11 protein-coding genes are annotated in these 16941 nt (G+C 74.1%); 7 read left to right on the forward strand and 4 right to left on the reverse strand.

All coding sequences use genetic code 11. The features are described 5' to 3' along the window. The first annotated feature begins 339 nt into the window (after positions 1-339). Positions 340-5475 (forward strand): WG repeat-containing protein, encoded by a 5136-nt coding sequence (locus ACLQ24_RS03065; RefSeq protein ID WP_425888868.1) that lies wholly within the window; start codon positions 340-342, stop codon positions 5473-5475. A gap of 44 nt (positions 5476-5519) precedes the next feature. Beyond that, positions 5520-6518, forward strand: a complete 999-nt coding sequence (locus ACLQ24_RS03070) for an aldo/keto reductase family protein (protein ID WP_425888869.1) — start codon at positions 5520-5522, stop codon at positions 6516-6518. 64 nt (positions 6519-6582) lie between these two features. Here ACLQ24_RS03070 and ACLQ24_RS03075 read toward each other — a convergent pair whose 3' ends face one another. Both ACLQ24_RS03075 and ACLQ24_RS03080 read right to left on the reverse strand, forming a co-directional pair. Then, a complete protein-coding gene (locus tag ACLQ24_RS03075) occupies positions 6583-7380 on the reverse strand; it encodes a site-2 protease family protein (protein ID WP_425888870.1) in 798 nt (265 codons plus the stop codon). Then, positions 7380-7580, reverse strand: a complete 201-nt coding sequence (locus tag ACLQ24_RS03080; RefSeq protein WP_425888871.1) for a hypothetical protein — start codon at positions 7578-7580, stop codon at positions 7380-7382. The genes ACLQ24_RS03075 and ACLQ24_RS03080 overlap by 1 nt, the downstream gene beginning before the upstream one ends. Before the next feature lie 305 nt (positions 7581-7885). On the opposite strand from ACLQ24_RS03080, the gene ACLQ24_RS03085 reads away from it, so the two are divergent. The 3 genes from ACLQ24_RS03085 to ACLQ24_RS03095 all read left to right on the forward strand — a co-directional run bounded on the left by ACLQ24_RS03085 (position 7886) and on the right by ACLQ24_RS03095 (position 11996). After that, complete coding sequence (locus tag ACLQ24_RS03085; RefSeq protein ID WP_425888872.1) at positions 7886-9862, forward strand: bifunctional adenosylcobinamide kinase/adenosylcobinamide-phosphate guanylyltransferase; 1977 nt, start codon at positions 7886-7888, stop codon at positions 9860-9862. Further along, positions 9852-10625: an adenosylcobinamide-GDP ribazoletransferase gene (gene cobS, locus ACLQ24_RS03090; protein ID WP_425888873.1), complete on the forward strand. Its 774-nt coding sequence runs from the start codon at positions 9852-9854 to the stop codon at positions 10623-10625. Before ACLQ24_RS03085 ends, cobS begins: the two co-directional genes overlap by 11 nt. A 66-nt stretch (positions 10626-10691) precedes the next feature. Further along, entirely contained in the window at positions 10692-11996 is a 1305-nt protein-coding gene (locus ACLQ24_RS03095) for a DUF2314 domain-containing protein (RefSeq protein WP_425888874.1), read from the forward strand. An 84-nt stretch (positions 11997-12080) separates the two neighbouring features. Here ACLQ24_RS03095 and gcvT read toward each other — a convergent pair whose 3' ends face one another. Continuing rightward, on the reverse strand, positions 12081-13214 hold the full coding sequence (gene gcvT / locus ACLQ24_RS03100; RefSeq protein WP_425888875.1) for a glycine cleavage system aminomethyltransferase GcvT: 1134 nt from the start codon (positions 13212-13214) through the stop codon (positions 12081-12083). Between the two features lie 162 nt (positions 13215-13376). Here gcvT and ACLQ24_RS03105 point away from each other — a divergent pair, with 162 nt between their 5' ends. Beyond that, a complete protein-coding gene (locus tag ACLQ24_RS03105; protein ID WP_425888876.1) occupies positions 13377-14951 on the forward strand; it encodes a leucyl aminopeptidase in 1575 nt (524 codons plus the stop codon). Between the two features lie 67 nt (positions 14952-15018). On the opposite strand, the gene ACLQ24_RS03110 is transcribed toward ACLQ24_RS03105, so the two are convergent. Next, positions 15019-15348 carry a hypothetical protein gene (locus tag ACLQ24_RS03110; RefSeq protein WP_425888877.1) on the reverse strand — a complete coding sequence of 110 codons (330 nt, stop codon included), beginning with the start codon at positions 15346-15348 and terminating at the stop codon, positions 15019-15021. A 178-nt stretch (positions 15349-15526) separates the two neighbouring features. Here ACLQ24_RS03110 and lpdA point away from each other — a divergent pair, with 178 nt between their 5' ends. Then, positions 15527-16918, forward strand: coding sequence for a dihydrolipoyl dehydrogenase (gene lpdA / locus ACLQ24_RS03115; RefSeq protein ID WP_425888878.1), 1392 nt, complete (start codon positions 15527-15529; stop codon positions 16916-16918). Positions 16919-16941 lie beyond the last annotated feature (23 nt).

Here is a 16941-nt window from a genome sequence, read left to right on the forward strand (position 1 = left end):
TATCGTCGAAGGTCAGATTCGGTTATCGACCCAAATGTCCGAAACCATCGGATAACGTTTGCGCCCGTGGACGGTGCCACAGTGGCGGTGAGCGAGTCCGCGCCGTTACCCTCCATCCGCAGCCACGCCCCGCCGGAACGGGCGGCCCGACCGGCACGCGAGGCCCCAGCGCGACAATGTGCAACGAGGTGACAACGCCGTGAGCGAGCGGACGCGAGCCGGCCACCGGAGCGTGGCAGGCGGCGACCGGACGCCCAGGCGGCAGCGGGGCGGGAGCACCCACACGTCACCGTCGACGGGGAGCGGCCGAGCGGTCGGGTGTGGCGACGGGCTCGACGGATGAACGGCCGCTACACCGACCGGTGGCGGGACCCGAACGAACCGTCCTGGGTGGTCGAACCGACCACCGAATGGCACCCCCAGTTCCCCGGCCAGCGCTACCCCGGCGACATCGGCGCCACCCACCAGTCCCCACCGCCTCGCGGCCGGGCGAGCGCGGTCGGTCGTGCCGAGGTGCCGCCGCTCGCACCCACTCGCCCGGATGGCACCTACCTCGGCCGCTCCTGGGCCGACGAACCTCCGGCCGAGCCCGACGGCCGTTGGCGCGCGGACGACGAGCCGGGCGAGTCCTACGGCTGGCCACGTGGCGACGAGCGGACGAGCGACGCCTCCCGCAACGGCCGATCCGAGACCGCGTACTACGACCACGAGCCGTACCGCCGGCCACTCCCCGAGCCGCCCCGGCGTGAGGAGCGCCGCTCTCCCGAGTCGGACCGGCGTACCGCCTGGTCCGACCGACGCGCCGCCGACGACCGGGCACCGGGCCGCGAGGCCGCCTGGCACCGCGAACAGCCCTCTTCCGAGGGGTACGACAGCCGCCGGCGCCGACCCGAGCCGGCCGACCGGGACCCGGCGTACCCGGTGGCGCCGCCGGTCTCCCCCGGGCCCTACTCCCCGGGGCCGCGCATCGATTCCGGCTGGGTGCCCGAGCCGGACGAGCCACCGCGCCGACGCGGCACGGCGGAACGACCGGCCGCCGGCCACGACCGGCAGCCCGGCGACGGGTACGGCTCCCGACCGGCCCGAAGCCACGACGGCCGCCCCACCGACAGCCGGCCCACCGACGGCTGGGCCGCCGAGGGCGCCGGCCAGTGGGCGCCCATCGACGGCCGCTCCCGCTACCGCGCCGACGGTCAACCCGACCGTCGGCCCGACGACGCCCGACAGCCCGACCGCCGCCCCGACGACGCCCGACAGCCGGAGCGGGGCGTCGCCGACGACGCACGCCGCGCGGGGCGCTGGCCCGACGAGGCTCGCCGGTCGGAGCGGGGTGTCGCCGACGATCGGTCGCGTGTGGAGGCTGGTCCCGGCGCGCCCACCGACCGGCAACGCCGGCCGGAGGACGGATTCGGGCCGCCCCAGACGTCCGAGGATGGACGGCGACGCCGCCCCGAACCGGAGCCGCCGGAGCAGTCCCGCCGCGACGACGAGCGCCGCCGTCCCGATGTCGAGCCGCACCGCCAGCAACCCCGCGAGGCAGCGGCCCGCGCCGAGGCGTACCCGGACCGTCGCCCGCGCGAGACCACCCGGCCCGAGCCGTACCGCGACGAGGTGTACCGCGAAGCCCGGACGCAGCCCGCCCCCCGCTCGGGTGGCGGTCTGCCCTGGCCGCCGCCCGGCCCGGTGCATCCCGACCGCACCCGGGAGCCGGGCTACCGGCCCGAGCCACACCGCGCCCCCGAGCCGCGCGTCGGCTCGCGGCCGCCGGCCGGCCCCGCGCGGCCACCGGCGGAACCACCCCGGTACGACGAACGGCAGGCGCGCCCCGCCGCGAGCGCGTCGCCCACCTACAGTCGGGCCGACCCGGTCCCGCCCACACCCGTCTCCCCGGCCGCGCCGGGCACCGGCCGGGCGATTCCGGTTCGGCCGGTCCCGCCGGAGCGGCCGGTGTCGCCTGCGGCTCCCGGACGGGACCAGCCCGTCTCGCCCGCGGCTCCAGGCCGGGACCGGCCCGTCTCGCCCGCCGCTCCAGGCCGGGACCAGCCCGTCTCGCCCGCCGCTGCCGGCTGGGACCGGCCCGTGTCGGCGATGCCCGTCTCTCCCGCTCCCGCCGACCACGAGCGGCGACCTTCGACGTCGTCCGCGCGCTCCGAGCACGACTGGCCGGTGTCGGCCACACCGGTCTCCCCGGCAGCGGACGTTCCGGTCTCCGGACCGCCGGCCGCCCGGCTGCGGGTGGAGTTCCTGCCCGCCCCGGTGGAGCCCCCGTCGTCCGACGAACAGCCGGCGTCGCCGCCCCCACCCGAGCATCGCAGGCCCACCGAAGCGGCTTCGACGACGGACGCCCGCCCCACCGCGCCACCGCGCTATCCCGGCCCGGACAGCCGTCCGCCGCTCGCGCCTCCGCCCACCTGGCAGCGGCCGGAACAGCCCGCCGCGCGCCAGACGCCCACGTCTGCCACACCCGACGCCGAGCCGGCGCTCCCGATCGCCCCGGGCGTGCCGCGTCGCTACGTGCCTCCGACGCCCTCCGAAGCATCCGCGCCGACCGCCCCGGAGTCAGCGGAGACGCCGGCCCGGGGGCCCGACGCCTGGTTCAGTCCCGCCATGCAGCCGGTCGAGTCCGAGCAGGACGCGACGCCGCCGGACGATGCGACGGTTCTCGAGACGACCAGGGACCGGACGCCGGTCGACCGGCCGGCAGGGTCACCGCCGCAGACCGAAGACGCGTACGACGGTTCGGTCGAGCCGCTGGTCGACAGCCCGGCGACCGGACAGCGGCCCGACGCCGCCGTCGAGGCTGCCGCGACACCGGTCTCCGGACCCCCCGCCGACGCGTTCTCCCCGCCGTCGACCCGGCCGGTGTCCGCACCGCCAACCGACCAGACCGCCACACGGCCCGTCTCGGCACCACCGGTCTCGGCACGGCCCGTCTCGGCACCACCGGTCTCGGCACGGCCCGTCTCGGCACCACCCGCCGCCGTGCGGCCCGTGTCGGCACCACCCGCCGACACTGCGCCCGTCTCCGCGCCGCCCGCCGACGCGGCGCCCGTCTCCGCGCCGCCGTTCGGGCCGGTCGGCAGTGAGCGTGAACCCTGGTCCGATGACCTGGTCGACCCCGTGCAGCCCTCTGCCGAGCCGGCCCCGTCCGAACTGAGCCCCGTCTCCGGACCGCCAGCCGATCCGGCCCCGGTCGCCCCGCACGGCTGGTCGGACGACCTGTTCGAGGACGCGGACCACGAACGGGCGACGACCGGTCCGACATCCAGCCAGGATCAGCGTCCGGGCTCCGGCGAGACGTCGGGCTGGCAGAGCGAGTCCACTGCGGACGACGTGCACGAGCTGGCTGACCCGACAGGCACACCGTCGACCGCCGCTGTCACCAGCCCAAACTCGTCGGACCGGTCGGCGTCGGTGTTGTCCGGGCCGAGCACCGCGTACCCGTCGACAGTCACACCGGACACCGACGCCGAGCCCGCACCGGTCCCCGAGACGACACACGCGACGCCCGGACCTGCGGCGGAGGGATCCACCGGGACAGAGCCAATGGCGGCATTCACACCGCCCCCGCCCACACCGTCGACGGCGGTCACACCGCCGGCCGCACCCGTGTCGGCACCGCCTGCCTCGCCCGCGCCCACCTTCGCGCCGCCCGCCACAGTCGAGCCCACCTCCGCGCCGGACACCCTGGCGGGGACCGCCTCCGCGCCAACCGCCACACCCGACCCCGCGCCGACCGCCGCCGAACCGACCTCCACGTCCACCACGGCCGCCGAACCGACCTCCACGTCCACCACGGCCGCCGAACCGACCTCCGCGCCAGCCGCCGCAGCGGAACCCGTCTCCGCGCCAGCGACCGAGGCCAGAGCTGCCTCCGCGCCAACGGCCAAGGCCGTCCACTCGCCACCCGACGCGACCGAACCCGTATCCGCGCCACCCGCGGCGACCGAGCCCACCCCAGCGCCACCCGCCGCTGAGCCCGTCTCCGGACCGCCAGCGGCACCCACGCCCGCCCCCGCAGAGCCCGCCCCCGCAGAGCCCGCCGCCGCAGAGCCCGCCCCCGCGGAGCCCGTACCTGCTGCCGTCATTCCCGCGCCGCGTGAGGCGCCGTCCGAGACGGACGCGCCCGTGTCGGCGCCGCCGAGCACGGCGACGGAGCCGGCCGGTCCCTCGCTGGCCGACCAGGGCGACCCGGAGCAGGTCCTGGCCGCGTACCGCTGGCGGCTGGACCCCATGACCCTGCGCGAGGAGCTGACGGAGCCGGACGGCATGCGGGCGATCCGGCGGCGGTTGACCGAAAAGTTGGGCACGGCCGTCGACAACCGGGCCCGGGCGCGCCTGCTCAGCCTGCGCGCGGTGGCCTCGCGGACCCTCGGCGACCTCGACGACGCGTTGGCCGACGGACGCCTGGCGCTCACGTACGCGGAGGCCACCGGTGAGCTGCGCCGAACCGCGCTGGCGCAGGCGCGGCTGGCCCACGTCCTGCGCTGGCGAGGTGACTTCGCCGAGGCCGACCAGCTCTTCGCCGAGGCCAACTCGATCGAGCTGCCCGACCGGCTGCGCGCCGCCCTGCACGAGCACGCCGGGCGGTGCTGCTATGACCAGGGCCGGCTGATGGAGGCCTGCCACCACTTCGAGCGGGCGCTCGACCTGCGCGGCGCAGCCGACGCCGAGCTGCTGGACCGGGTGCGGGTGGCCCTCGACGCGGTCACCGTGCGGGCCTCGGCGGACGGCTTCGGGCCGTACCCCCGGAGTCGGGACGAGGTGCTCGACCGTGACCGGCCCCCGCAGCCGGACCGCGACGGACCACTGTGGGGCTACACCGACCAGGCCGGCGAGCTGGTCATTCCCGCCCGCTACGCGGAGGCGCAGCCGTTCCACGACGGGCTGGCCTGGGTCCGGCGGCCGGACACCGACCGGTGGTCGCTGATCAACATGTTGGGTACGACGGTGATCCCGCCGTCGTACCGGGCGGTGCGTCCGTTCAGCGACGGCCTGGCCTGGGTGGTCACCGACGGCGGCTGGACGGCGATCGACCCGACCGGCGCGGTGCAGGTCCCGCCGAACTTCGCCGACGTACGGCCGTTCCGCCGCGGGCTGGCCGCCGTGAAGCGCGAGGGGTGGGGGGCGGTCGACCGGACCGGACGGATCGTGGTGCCGACCCGCTACCACGCCTTCGTCACCGAGTTGACCGACGCGGGGCCGGTCGACGGTTTCACCGACGAGGGTCTCGTGGTCGTCGACGTGGCCGGTCGGCGCGGTGTGGTGGATCGCACGGGCGCGGTGGTGGTGCCTCCGTCGTACCCGATGGTGGTCATCCACCCGGTGGCGTTCCTCGTCGCCACCGGCGGCGGCGGCCGGTGGGGCGCGCTGGACCGGCGTGGCGCGCCGCTGATCGACCCGGTGCACCCCGATCGCGGGGCGGTCCTGAAGGAGATCGACCGGCTGTTGACCGACGCCAACCCGGTGCTCTGAAACGCCGCTCGGCGATCATGATCCACCGGAGTTAGGGTCGGGACATGGAATTCCGACACCTGGGCCGTTCCGGCCTGATGGTCAGCGCGATCTCGTACGGCAACTGGATCACCCACGGTTCCCAGGTCGAGGAGGATGCGGCGTTCGCGTGTGTGCGGGCCGCCCTCGACGCGGGGATCACCACCTTCGACACCGCCGACGTGTACGCCGGCACCCGGGCCGAGGACGTGCTCGGCCGGGCGCTGGAGAACGAGCGCCGTGAGGGCCTGGAGATCTTCACCAAGGTCTACTGGCCGACCGGGCCGGGTCGCAACGACCGTGGCCTGTCCCGCAAGCACATCATGGGGTCGATCAACGGCTCGCTGCGCCGGCTGCGTACCGACTACGTGGACCTCTACCAGGCCCACCGGTACGACTACAGCACGCCGCTGGAGGAGACGATGGAGGCGTTCGCCGACGTCGTGCACTCCGGCAAGGCGCACTACATCGGCGTCTCCGAGTGGACCGCCGAGCAGCTGCGTGCCGCGCACCCGCTCGCCCGCGAACTGCACGTACCGCTGGTCTCCAACCAGCCTCAGTACTCGATGCTGTGGCGGGTCATCGAGGCCGAGGTCGTACCGGCCAGCGAGGAGCTGGGCATCGGGCAGATCGTCTGGTCGCCGATGGCGCAGGGCGTGCTCTCCGGCAAGTACCTGCCGGGGCAGCCGCCGCCGGCCGGTTCCCGCGCCACCGACGAGAAGTCCGGCGCGAACTTCATCTCCCGGTTCATGGACGACGACGTGCTCACCCGGGTGCAGCGGCTCAAGCCGCTCGCCGAGCAGGCGGGGCTGAGCATGGCCCAGCTCGCCGTGGCGTGGGTCCTGCAGAACCCGAACGTCTCGTCGGCGATCATCGGCGCGTCCCGCCCCGAGCAGGTGCACGACAACGTGAAGGCGGCCGGGGTCACGCTCGACGCCGAACTGCTCAAGGCCATCGACGAGATCGTCGAGCCGGTCACCGAGCGGGACCCGGCGAAGACCGAGTCTCCCGCGCAGCGCCCCTGACTCAAGGACCGGTCCGGTCGGCGCGCCCGCGCCGGCCCGACCGGACACCTCAGGTCAGCTCGACTCAGCTCTGCCAGAAGCGGATCAGGTCCAGGCCGGCGGCGTACAGCCAGGACGGCAGGCCGAACAGGCCACCGACCGCGAAGACCGCGTCGAAGAACCAGCCGCCGATGCGCGGATTCCACAGCAGCGCGAAGAGCAGAAGAAAGCCGTACGGGGCGAACAGGTCGTACATCTTGCGCCACTGCGGGTTGAGCCACGGCTGGATCATGTTGCCGCCGTCGAGGCCGGGCACCGGCAGCAGGTTGAGCACGCTCGCGGTGAGTTGCAGGAACGCCAGCAGCGCCACCCCGGCCCAGAACTCGACCGGGCCGCCCGAGGTGGTACCGATTCGCACCGCGAGCACGAGCAGCAACGTGAACAGCACGTTGGTCGCCGGGCCGGCGAGGCTCACCAGGGTGTGCCGCAGCCGCCCTGGGATGGCGTGCCGGTCCACCCACACCGCGCCGCCGGGAAGGCCGATGCCGCCGAACAGCACGACCACCACCGGCAGCACGATCGACAGCAGCGGGTGGGTGTACTTGAACGGGTTGAGCGTCAGGTAGCCACGGTGGGCGATGTCCCGGTCGCCAGCGCGGTAGGCGACGACCGCGTGGGAGTATTCGTGCAGGCAGAGCGACACCAGCCAGCCGGAGACGACGAACAGGAACACGTCGAAGCGGACGCTGCCGTAACCGTTCCAGGCCAGCACTCCGCTGACCGCGAAGAGCGCGACCAGGCCGAGGAAGACCGGGCTGGGCCGGAACGCCGCCCTCGGCACGCCGAGCACCAGCTTGTCGGTGCCCGGCCGGTCGTACGCCATCACTCGGCCGTGGGCAGCAAGCTCATCCGATACTCCACCCGGTCGTCCTCCGCGAGCGCGACCGAGGTGACGCCGGACGCCGCGAGTTCACGCCAGGTCTGACCGATCCAGGATTCGGCGTCGGCCTGGCTGCCGAACGACTCCGCCGGTCCCTCGACCGTCTGGCCGTCCGTGCCCTCGTACCGCCAGCTCCACGCCATGCCGCGTCTCCCCTCGCCGCTGAAGTCCCGGTGGGACGAACCCCCGCCAGCGTAGTCGGCCCGGCGCGCAACGGCCCCTCGCCCACCGGAAGGGGCGCTGGCAGCATAGATCTTGGACACTTTCCGTTTCCGGCTGACGGAAGTGTCCAAGATTGCCCGCTGCGGGGGCGCGGAGCCCCGGCGCGCGGCGGTCCCCCGCCAGGCTGAGGGCTGTCGCTGTCCGCCGGCACCGTGGATCGGGACGGCCCTCGCGCGAGCGCCGGGCCGGCAGGCAGAGCGACCCCGGGCGGCCTTAAGGTACGGGCATGTCCGTTGACGGGTGGAACACGGTCCTGGTGCTCGGCGGTATCCGGTCCGGCAAGTCCGAGTTCGCCGAGTCCCTGGTCGCCGACGCGCCGGTGGTGCGCTACGTCGCCACCGCGCCGGAGGGCGACCCGGAGGACACCGAGTGGGCGACCCGACTGGCGACGCACCGCGCCCGGCGGCCGGGTAGCTGGACCACCGAGGAGACCACCGGGGAGCCGCGTCGGCTGGCGGACGTGCTCGGGTCGGCCGAGCCCAACGAGACGCTTCTCGTGGACGACCTGGGTGGCTGGGTGACCGTGCTGCTCGACCCGGAGTACCAGCCCGCCGACGACGTGGCGACGATCGCCGAGCTGGCCGAGGCGATCCGCTCCTGCGCGGCGCGGGTGGTGCTGGTCAGCCCCGAGGTGGGACTGTCGCTGGTGCCGACCACCCCGCTGGGGCGGGCGTTCACCGACGCGCTCGGCGCGGCCAACCGCGCGGTCGCGGACGCCTGCGACGCCGTGGTGCTGGTGGTCGCCGGTCAGCCCGCCTGGTTGAAGCCGTCCACCCCGACCGCGACCGCCGCGCCGACCGGGTCCGCCTCGGTCGGGTCGGTGCGCACCGCCGCGAGGCACGCCGCCCCGAGCCAGGCCGCCCCGAGCCAGGCCACTGCGGGTCGGACTGACGCGAGCCTCGGCGACGCCGAGCCCACGCCCGAGGTGCAGCTCCCCGAGGTCCTGACCCACACCCCGCCGGTCGCCCCGCACCAGGAGCCCGGCACCCCCTGGGCCGCGCCGACCATGGCGCTGCCGATGGTGGCCACCGGGCTGGTCATCCAGCCGGGCATGGAACTGCCGATGCCCGACGAGTACGCGGGCCCACAGGCCGTGGACCGGCTGGCCACCCTGGACGTACCGGGCGCGGGGCTGGGCGTCCTGGACCGGGTGGTCGGTTTCGCCGCCGCCACCCAGGGCACGTCGACGCCGGTCGCCTGGGGTTCGGTACGGGTGCTGCTGCTCAACGGCGACCATGCGGGCGGCGCTTCCGCCGGCACCGTCACCGGCGAATCGGCGCGCCGCGCCGCGCAGGCCCGCGCCGGCCGGGGCGCGCTGGCCCGGCTGGCCGCCGAGGCCGGCGCGAGCCTCCAGGTCGTGGACACCCCGGCCGCCGCACCGATGGAGACCCAGCCCGCGCTCTCCGGCGAGCAGGTCGAGTCGGCGCTGCGCCACGGCTGGCGGCTGGCCGATCAGGCGGCCGACGCAGGCGTACAACTGCTGGTCCTGGGGGCGTGCGGCGCCGGCACCGAAGCGGCGGCGGCGGCCGTGCTGGCGGCCACCGCCGGCGCCGAACCGCCCTCCGTGCTGGGTCGGGTGATCACCGCGTCCGGTGAGATCGACGACGCGGCGTGGATGGTCCGCTGCGCGGCTGTACGAGACGCCCTGCACCGCACCCGCCGCTCGCCGCGCAGCGCCAAGGACGTGCTGGCCGAGCTGGGTGGCGGCGACGTGGCGGTGGCGACCGGCATGCTGCTGGGCGCGACCGCCCGCCGGGTGCCGGTGCTGCTGGACGGGCCGGTCGGGTTGGCCGCCGGAATGGTCAGTCGTGACCTGGCCGGGCAGTCGCGGCACTGGTGTCTGCTGGCCGACCACGGCCAGCACCCCGCAGTGCGGCTGGCCGCCGACGTGCTCGGCCTCACGCCCCTGCTCGACCTCCGGTTGGACCTCGGCGAGGGCGCCAACGCCCTGGTCGCGTTGCCGCTGCTGCGCTCGGTGCTGGCGCTGGCCGCCGCGCTTCCGGTCCACCCGTCGCTCAGCGGCGACGTCGACCCGGACGGGACCGACGAGCCGCCGACCGGCCCGGAGCCCGACTACGACGAGCCGGCGTACACCGGGCCCGGCTACACCGATCCGGAGTTCGCCGAGCCGGAGCCGGCCGGGCCGGGCCCCACCCGCACCTGGGGCGACGAGCAGCCGGCGTCGGGCTGGCGTGCCGGCTGAGTCGCGGTTCGTCGCGGGCGTCCGGCTCGCCGTCACCACCTTCAGCACGCTGCCGGTACGCGCCGGGCGGATCGACCGCCCGGTGGCGGGTACGGCGATGGCGCTCGCCCCGGCCGTCGGCGCGCTGCTCGGCGTACTCCTCGGTGGTGTCCTGCTCGTGGCCGGTCTGCTCGCGCCCCCGCTGGTGGCCGCCGGCGTGACGGTGGTCGCCGCCGCCCTGCTGACGCGGGGGCTGCACCTGGACGGGCTGGCCGACACTGTGGACGCCCTCGGCTCGTACCGGCGGGGTGCCGCCGCCCTGGAGATCATGAAGAAGCCGGACGTCGGGCCGTTCGGCGTCGTGGCGCTGGTGGTCGTACTCCTGGTGCAGGCCGCGGCGCTCGCCGACCTGGCCGGCCGGTCGTGGCTGGCCTGCCTCGCGGCGGTGGTCGCGGCGACCGCCGCCGGCCGCCTGGGCGTCACGGTGGCGTGCCGGCGGGGCGTGCCCGCGGCCCGGCCGGACGGCCTGGGCGCCATGGTCGCCGGCACGGTCGGCCCGGCGGCCCTGACCGTCGGCGCGGTCGCCGTCATGCTGCTGGCGGTGCCGGCGGTGCCAGGTCGCCCGTGGCAGGGGCCACTCGCCGTCGTCGCCGCGCTGGCCGTCGCGGTGCCGCTGCTGACCCACGCGGTACGCCGGCTCGGCGGCATCACCGGCGACGTGCTCGGCGCGACCGTCGAGGTGGTCACCACGCTGGTCTACCTGGGTGTGGTGCTGTCCGCCTGAAGCCGACGCGGCCGGCCGGGTAGCGTTCGGCTCGACAACACCGGCACGGCCACCGGGGGAACCCATATGCTCATCACGGACGACTTCCTGCCCGTACCGGTGCCGGAGTCGCTCAGCGCGACCTACCTGGTGCCGATGGCGGGGCTGCCGAAGGTCAGCGCGAAGACGGCGGTCGCGGCGCTGACCGGGCGGCTGGCCGAACCCGTGCACGGGCTCGCGCGGCAGATGCTGGACAGCCCGCTGATGAGCGTGGACACCCGGCCGATCGCCGAGTTCCCCGCGCTGCCGCCGGATCTGCTCACCGCGTTCGGTGCCACCGAGGAGCAGTTGGCCCGGCTGGCGGCGGCGACGCACCTGGTGGTGGTGCAGGCCGAGTACCGGCCCGGTTGGCCGCCGGCACACGAGTGGGCGGCACGGGCGGTGGCGGCGGCGGTCGCCGAGTCAGCCGACAGCGACGTGGTGGACGTCTTCGGCCTCCAGTTCCTCGACCCGGCGACCGCGCTGCGCTCGCTCCCCGACGAGCAGGGCCGCATCCGGCTGGTCGACTGGGTGCTGGTGCCGTACTCGTCCGACGCCGAGGGACTGTGGTTCACCACGAAGGGGCTGCGTCGCTTCGGGCTGCTGGAGTTGCAGACCCAGGGGGTGCCCGACCACCTCACGCGCGCCTGGGGCGCGGTGATGACCGGGGCGGCCCGTCGGCTGCTGCGGGACTGGACCGACGGCCTCACCGGCGAGGAGGTGCCGGCGTTCGTGCAGCTTCCGGTGCTCGCCACGGTGACCGGGCACGACATCGCCGTGGCGTACGGCAACCCGGAGCAGCACGGCGCGACCGCCCCGGTGCTGCTGCGCCTGGAGCTGGACCCGGCGACCGACCCGGAGGCCGACTCGTTCCTGAGCCTGCGTCCGCCGGCCGGGCACCCCGGCCCGGACGGGCGCTACTACGCCGCCGCCTGCGCGACCCTGTTCTCCGGCATCCAGCCGGACGTGCGCTACGCCCGCTCCGGTGACGCGATGAGCCGTGCGGTCGCCACCGCCCGCGCCGCGCTGGGCGACGCCCGGGCCCGCTTCGTCGCCGGCCACCTACCGGCCGAGTCGCAGCTTGTGGTCAAGTACGGCCTGCCGGGCGACGACGGCCCGGAGTACGTCTGGGCGGGCGTCACGTCGTGGGAGACCCCGGAGCGGATCGTCGGCGTCAGCGCCAGCGACGCGGCGACCGACGAGAGCGTACGGATCGGCGCCCCGGTGGTGGTGGAGTCGACCGACGTCGTCGACTGGGCGGTCCTGGGCGCGACCGGAGTCATCGAAGGCGGCTGGACCCAGGCAGTCCTGGACTCCGGCGAACCCCCCAGCCCCACCCCCACCCCCAGTTGATCATGGGGTTAACGGGGAGTTTGATCTCCTAGCGTCCCGTCAACCTCATGATCAACGCCGGGAGGGCGGGGGAGGCGGTGGGGGTTAGTGGACTGAGGGGGTTACGAAGGGGGGCTTGGTCAGGGTCAGGGGGGCTCGGCGGCCTCGGATGTCGATCTCGACCTGGTCGCCGTCGGTCAGGTTGGCGTCGGTGTTCAGCAGGGCCAGGGCGATGCCCTGCTTCCTCGTGGGGCTGAAGGTGCCGCTCGTCACCACGCCGACCTGGGTGTCGCCCACGTGCAGGGTCATGCCGGGGCGCGGGATGGCACGGTCGACGGCCACCAGGCCGCGCAGCGTACGACGGGGTCCGGCCGCCTTCTCGGCGAGCAGCGCGTCGCGGCCCCAGAAGGCCGGCTTGTCCCAGCCGACCGCCCAGCCGGAGCGAGCCTGCACCGGGGTGATGTCCAGCGAGAGGTCCTGCCCGTGCAGCGGGTAGCCCATCTCGGTACGCAGCGTGTCCCGGGCGGCCAGCCCGCAGGCGCGCAGCTCGAACGCCGCACCGGCGGCGAAGAGCGCGTCCCACACGGTCACCGCGTGCTCCGCCGGCACCACCAGCTCGTAGCCCAACTCGCCGGTGTAGCCGGTACGGCAGACGGTCAACTCCACGGCGGCGAGGTCGGCGGCGTCGAAGCTCATGTAGCCGTGCTCGGTGGGCAGGTCGAGGGCGGCGAGCAGGTCGCCCGAGCGGGGGCCCTGCACGGCCAGCACCGCGTACGCCTCGTGCTCGTCGGTGACCGTGATCCGCTCCGGCGCGGCGGCGCGCAACCGGCGTACGACCTCGGCGGTGTTCGCCGCGTTCGGGATGAGGAAGACGTGGTCGTCGGCGTACAGGTAGGCGATGATGTCGTCCACCACACCACCGGTGGCGTCGTCGCAGCACAGCGTGTACTGCGCGCGGCCGGGCCCGATCCGGCCCAGGTCGTTGCTGAGGCAGGAGTTGACGAAGTCGGCCGCGCCGGGGCCGGTCACCCGGACCTTGCCCAGGTGCGACACGTCGAAGACCCCCACCGCCGTACGGACCGCGGTGTGCTCCTTGAGCACCCCGCCGCCGGCGTACTCCAGCGGCATTTCCCAGCCCCCGAAGGGGGCGAACTTGGCGCCCGCGGCGGTGTGCCGCCCGTGTAGCGGGGAACGGCGCAGCCGGGTCGCGGCGGCGGCAGCGGAGGTCACGTCGGTCATGGGTGGCAACTTACCGGGGGTTACGCCGCTGGTTAGCATCGGCGGGAGCCCGTTGGTGTGATCGGCGGGACAGCCCTGACGTCCGGCGGGTAGGTTCCGCCGGAGACCTTCACCGCTGGTACGCGACGATGCGACCGGCCCGGCCCGCCCGGAGTAGCTTCAGTGACATCCCCCCGCACGACCACCCTGAGCCTGGTCGACACCGACCCAGCGGAGCTCGCCGTCGACGCGATCGTGATCGGTGTGCACAGCCAGACCGGAGAGCAGGACGCCACCAGCGGCCTCGCCGGCAACCTGCTGCTCGGCAGCGGCGCGGAGAGCATCGCCGTCGCGTTCGACGGCAAGCTGACCGAGACGCTGGCGCTGCTCGGCGCGACCGGCGGCCCGGGCGAGGTTATCAAGCTGGCCACGCTGGGCACCGTCACGGCTCCGCTGGTCGTCGCGGTCGGGCTCGGCCCGGAACCGACGGGTGCCGCTCCGGCGCCGGAGACGCTGCGTCGCGCGGCTGGCGCGGCCGTGCGGGCCCTGGCGGGCGCGCCGAAGGTGGCGCTCAGCCTGCCGTTGCCCGACGACGCCGACGCGCTGGCCGCGCTGCGCGCGGTCGCCGAGGGCGCGCTGCTCGGCGGCTACCGGTTCGCCGGCTACAAGACCCGGCCGCAGCCGACCCGCCGGGAGCCGGTGGCCGAGGTGCTGATCGCCGTGCCGGACGCCGCCGACGCGGGCGCCCAGGCGGAGATCACCCGCGCGCAGGCGGTCGCCGGCGCGGTCCGGCTCAGCCGGGACTGGGTGAACACCGCCCCGAACGAGCTGCGTCCGCCGTCGTTCGCCGACGCCGTGGCCGCCGCCGCCCGTGACGCCGGCCTCGGCGTCGAGGTGCTGGACGAGGCGGCGCTGGCCGCCGGTGGGTACGGCGGCATCATCGCGGTCGGGCAGGGCTCGGAGTCCCCGCCGCGGCTGGTGAAGCTCACCTACACCCCGCCGGACGCCGGCAACGGCAAGCGGGTCGCGCTGGTCGGCAAGGGCATCACCTTCGACACCGGCGGCATCTCGATCAAGCCGGCGCAGGGCATGTGGGAGATGAAGTCCGACATGGCGGGCGCCGCCGCGGTGGGCGCGGCGATGCTGGCGATCGCCGCGCTGAAGCCGGCCGTGGCGGTCAGCGCGTACCTGCCGATGGCCGAGAACATGCCGTCCGGCACCAGCTACCGACCGGGCGACGTGATCAGCATGTTCAGCGGCAAGAAGGTGGAGGTGCTCAACACCGACGCCGAGGGCCGGATAATCCTGGCCGACGCCATCGCCCGCGCCTGCGCCGACGGCACGGACTACCTGTTCGAGACGTCCACCCTGACCGGCGGTCAGGTGATCGCGCTCGGCAAGCGGGTCGCCGGTGTGATGGGCACCCCGGACCTGTGCGAGCGGGTCCGCACGGTCGGCGACGCGGTCGGCGAGCCGGCCTGGCCGATGCCGCTGCCGGAAGACGTGCGCAAGGGCATGGACTCGGACGTGGCGGACATCTCGCAGATCAGCGCCGGGATGGACCGGGCCGGGCACATGCTGCAGGGCGGCGTGTTCCTGCGTGAGTTCGTGGCCGACGACGTGGCGTGGGCGCACATCGACATCGCCGGGCCCGGCTACCACTCGGGCGAGTCGACCGGCTACTGGACCAAGGGTGGCACCGGCGTGCCGGTCCGCACCCTGGTGCAGTTGGTCGAGGACATCGCCGCCAACGGCTGACAGCGCACGCGGAAGGGCCCCTGGAATCCAAGATCCAAGCAAGCTGCCGGGGGCCCTTCCGCGTCTCTCAGGACAGCTCGGGGCGATGCTTGCGGCGCTCGTTGACGTCGCGCATCCGCTGCGGGTAGCCCATCAGCCGGACGTCGTACACCGGGATGCCCATCCGGTACGCGAAGCGGCGCGCGCCGTCCGGGCCGTCGATACGGCGGCGGGTCCACTCTCCGTCGTCGGCGATCAGGATGACGGTGGTCTCGGTGACCGTCGTCCGGGGCTCGATGAACGCCTCGACGCCTCGCCTGCTCCGGATGAAGTTCTCCAGATGGGCCAGATCGCCACGATCGGCCGCTCGGTCGTGGCTCAGCACACGCGCCTGCTTCCGGCGCCGGAACAACCCCACTGAACCTCTCCCCCAACTGACGTCATCGACAACGGTGCCAAGGGTACGTGTCGATGACGTGTCGTTGGGCACCTCACTACGCACCCTGTGCCCGGTGGTGACAAGATGACCGAGGTGGGGTGTGTCCGTGTTACCCCTCCGTGACCCCCGATGCAGTGACGCGACCTGGGAGTTGAGCGTGAGCGAGCCGAACGACGCAACCTTCGACATTGTCATCCTCGGAGGTGGCAGCGGCGGCTACGCGGCGGCGCTGCGCGCCGCCCAGCTTGATCTCTCCGTCGCCCTGATCGAGAAGGGCAAGCTCGGCGGCACCTGCCTGCACAATGGCTGCATCCCGACGAAGGCGCTGCTGCACGCGGCCGAGATCGCCGACCAGACCCGCGAGTCCGAGCAGTTCGGTGTGAAGGCCGAGCTGGTCGGCGTCGACATGGCCGGGGTCAACTCGTACAAGGACGGCGTGATCTCCCGCCTGTACAAGGGCCTGCAGGGCCTGGTGGGCGGCTCGAAGAAGATCACCTTCGTCGCGGGCGCCGGCAAGCTGGTCGGCAAGAACGTCGTCGAGGTGGACGGCAAGCGCTACACCGGCCGCAACATCGTGCTGGCCTCCGGCTCGTACGCCAAGAGCCTGCCCGGCCTGGAGGTCGACGGCGAGCGGATCATCACGAGCGACCACGCGCTGACCCTGGACCGGGTCCCCTCGTCGGTGATCGTGCTCGGTGGTGGCGTGATCGGCGTCGAGTTCGCCAGCGTATGGAAGTCCTTCGGCGCGGACGTGACGATCGTCGAGGCGCTGCCCCGACTGGTCGCCGCCGAGGACGAGGAGTCGTCGAAGGCGCTGGAGCGGGCGTTCCGCAAGCGTAAGATCAACTTCAAGGTCGGCAAGCCGTTCGAGAAGGTCGAGAAGACCGAGAACGGCGTCAAGTTGACCATTCAGGGTGGCGGGACCGTCGAGGCGGAGCTGCTGCTGGTCGCCGTCGGTCGCGGTCCGAACACTGCCAACCTCGGGTACGAGGAGCAGGGCGTCAAGATGGACCGCGGCTACGTGCTGACCGACGAGCGGCTGCGCACCAGTGTGCCGAACGTCTACGCGGTCGGCGACATCGTGCCCGGCCTCCAGCTCGCGCACCGGGGCTTCCAGCAGGGCATCTTCGTCGCCGAGGAGATCGCCGGGCAGACCCCGGCCGTCATCGACGAGGTCGGCATCCCGCGCGTCACCTACTGCGACCCGGAGCTGGCGTCGGTGGGCCTGACCGAGGCGAAGGCCAAGGAGCAGTACGGCGCCGACAAGGTCACGTCGTACAACTACCCGCTGGGCGGCAACGGCAAGAGCCAGATCCTCAAGACCACCGGCTTCGTGAAGCTGGTGCGGCTCCAGGACGGCCCGGTGGTCGGCGTCCACATGGTCGGCGCCCGGGTGGGTGAGCTGATCGGTGAGGCGCAGCTCATCTACAACTGGGAGGCCTACCCGGCGGAGGTCGCCCAGCTCGTGCACGCCCACCCGACCCAGAACGAGGCCTTGGGCGAGGCGCACCTGGCCCTCGCCGGCAAGCCGCTGCACGCACACGCCTGATCACCCAAACCGCGGCGTCCGGC

The sequence above is a fragment of the Micromonospora sp. DT4 genome, from assembly GCF_049841675.1.
Classification (GTDB): Bacteria; Actinomycetota; Actinomycetes; order Mycobacteriales; family Micromonosporaceae; genus Micromonospora.

Coding starts and splice junctions, on each gene's coding strand:
- ACLQ24_RS03085 (WP_425888872.1), top strand. CDS start 7,886: ATGTCCGTTGACGGGTGGAACACGGTCCTGGTGCTCGGCGGTATCCGG.
- ACLQ24_RS03095 (WP_425888874.1), top strand. CDS start 10,692: ATGCTCATCACGGACGACTTCCTGCCCGTACCGGTGCCGGAGTCGCTC.
- ACLQ24_RS03070 (WP_425888869.1), top strand. CDS start 5,520: ATGGAATTCCGACACCTGGGCCGTTCCGGCCTGATGGTCAGCGCGATC.
- ACLQ24_RS03080 (WP_425888871.1), bottom strand. CDS start 7,580: ATGGCGTGGAGCTGGCGGTACGAGGGCACGGACGGCCAGACGGTCGAG.
- ACLQ24_RS03075 (WP_425888870.1), bottom strand. CDS start 7,380: ATGGCGTACGACCGGCCGGGCACCGACAAGCTGGTGCTCGGCGTGCCG.
- gcvT (WP_425888875.1), bottom strand. CDS start 13,214: ATGACCGACGTGACCTCCGCTGCCGCCGCCGCGACCCGGCTGCGCCGT.
- ACLQ24_RS03065 (WP_425888868.1), top strand. CDS start 340: ATGAACGGCCGCTACACCGACCGGTGGCGGGACCCGAACGAACCGTCC.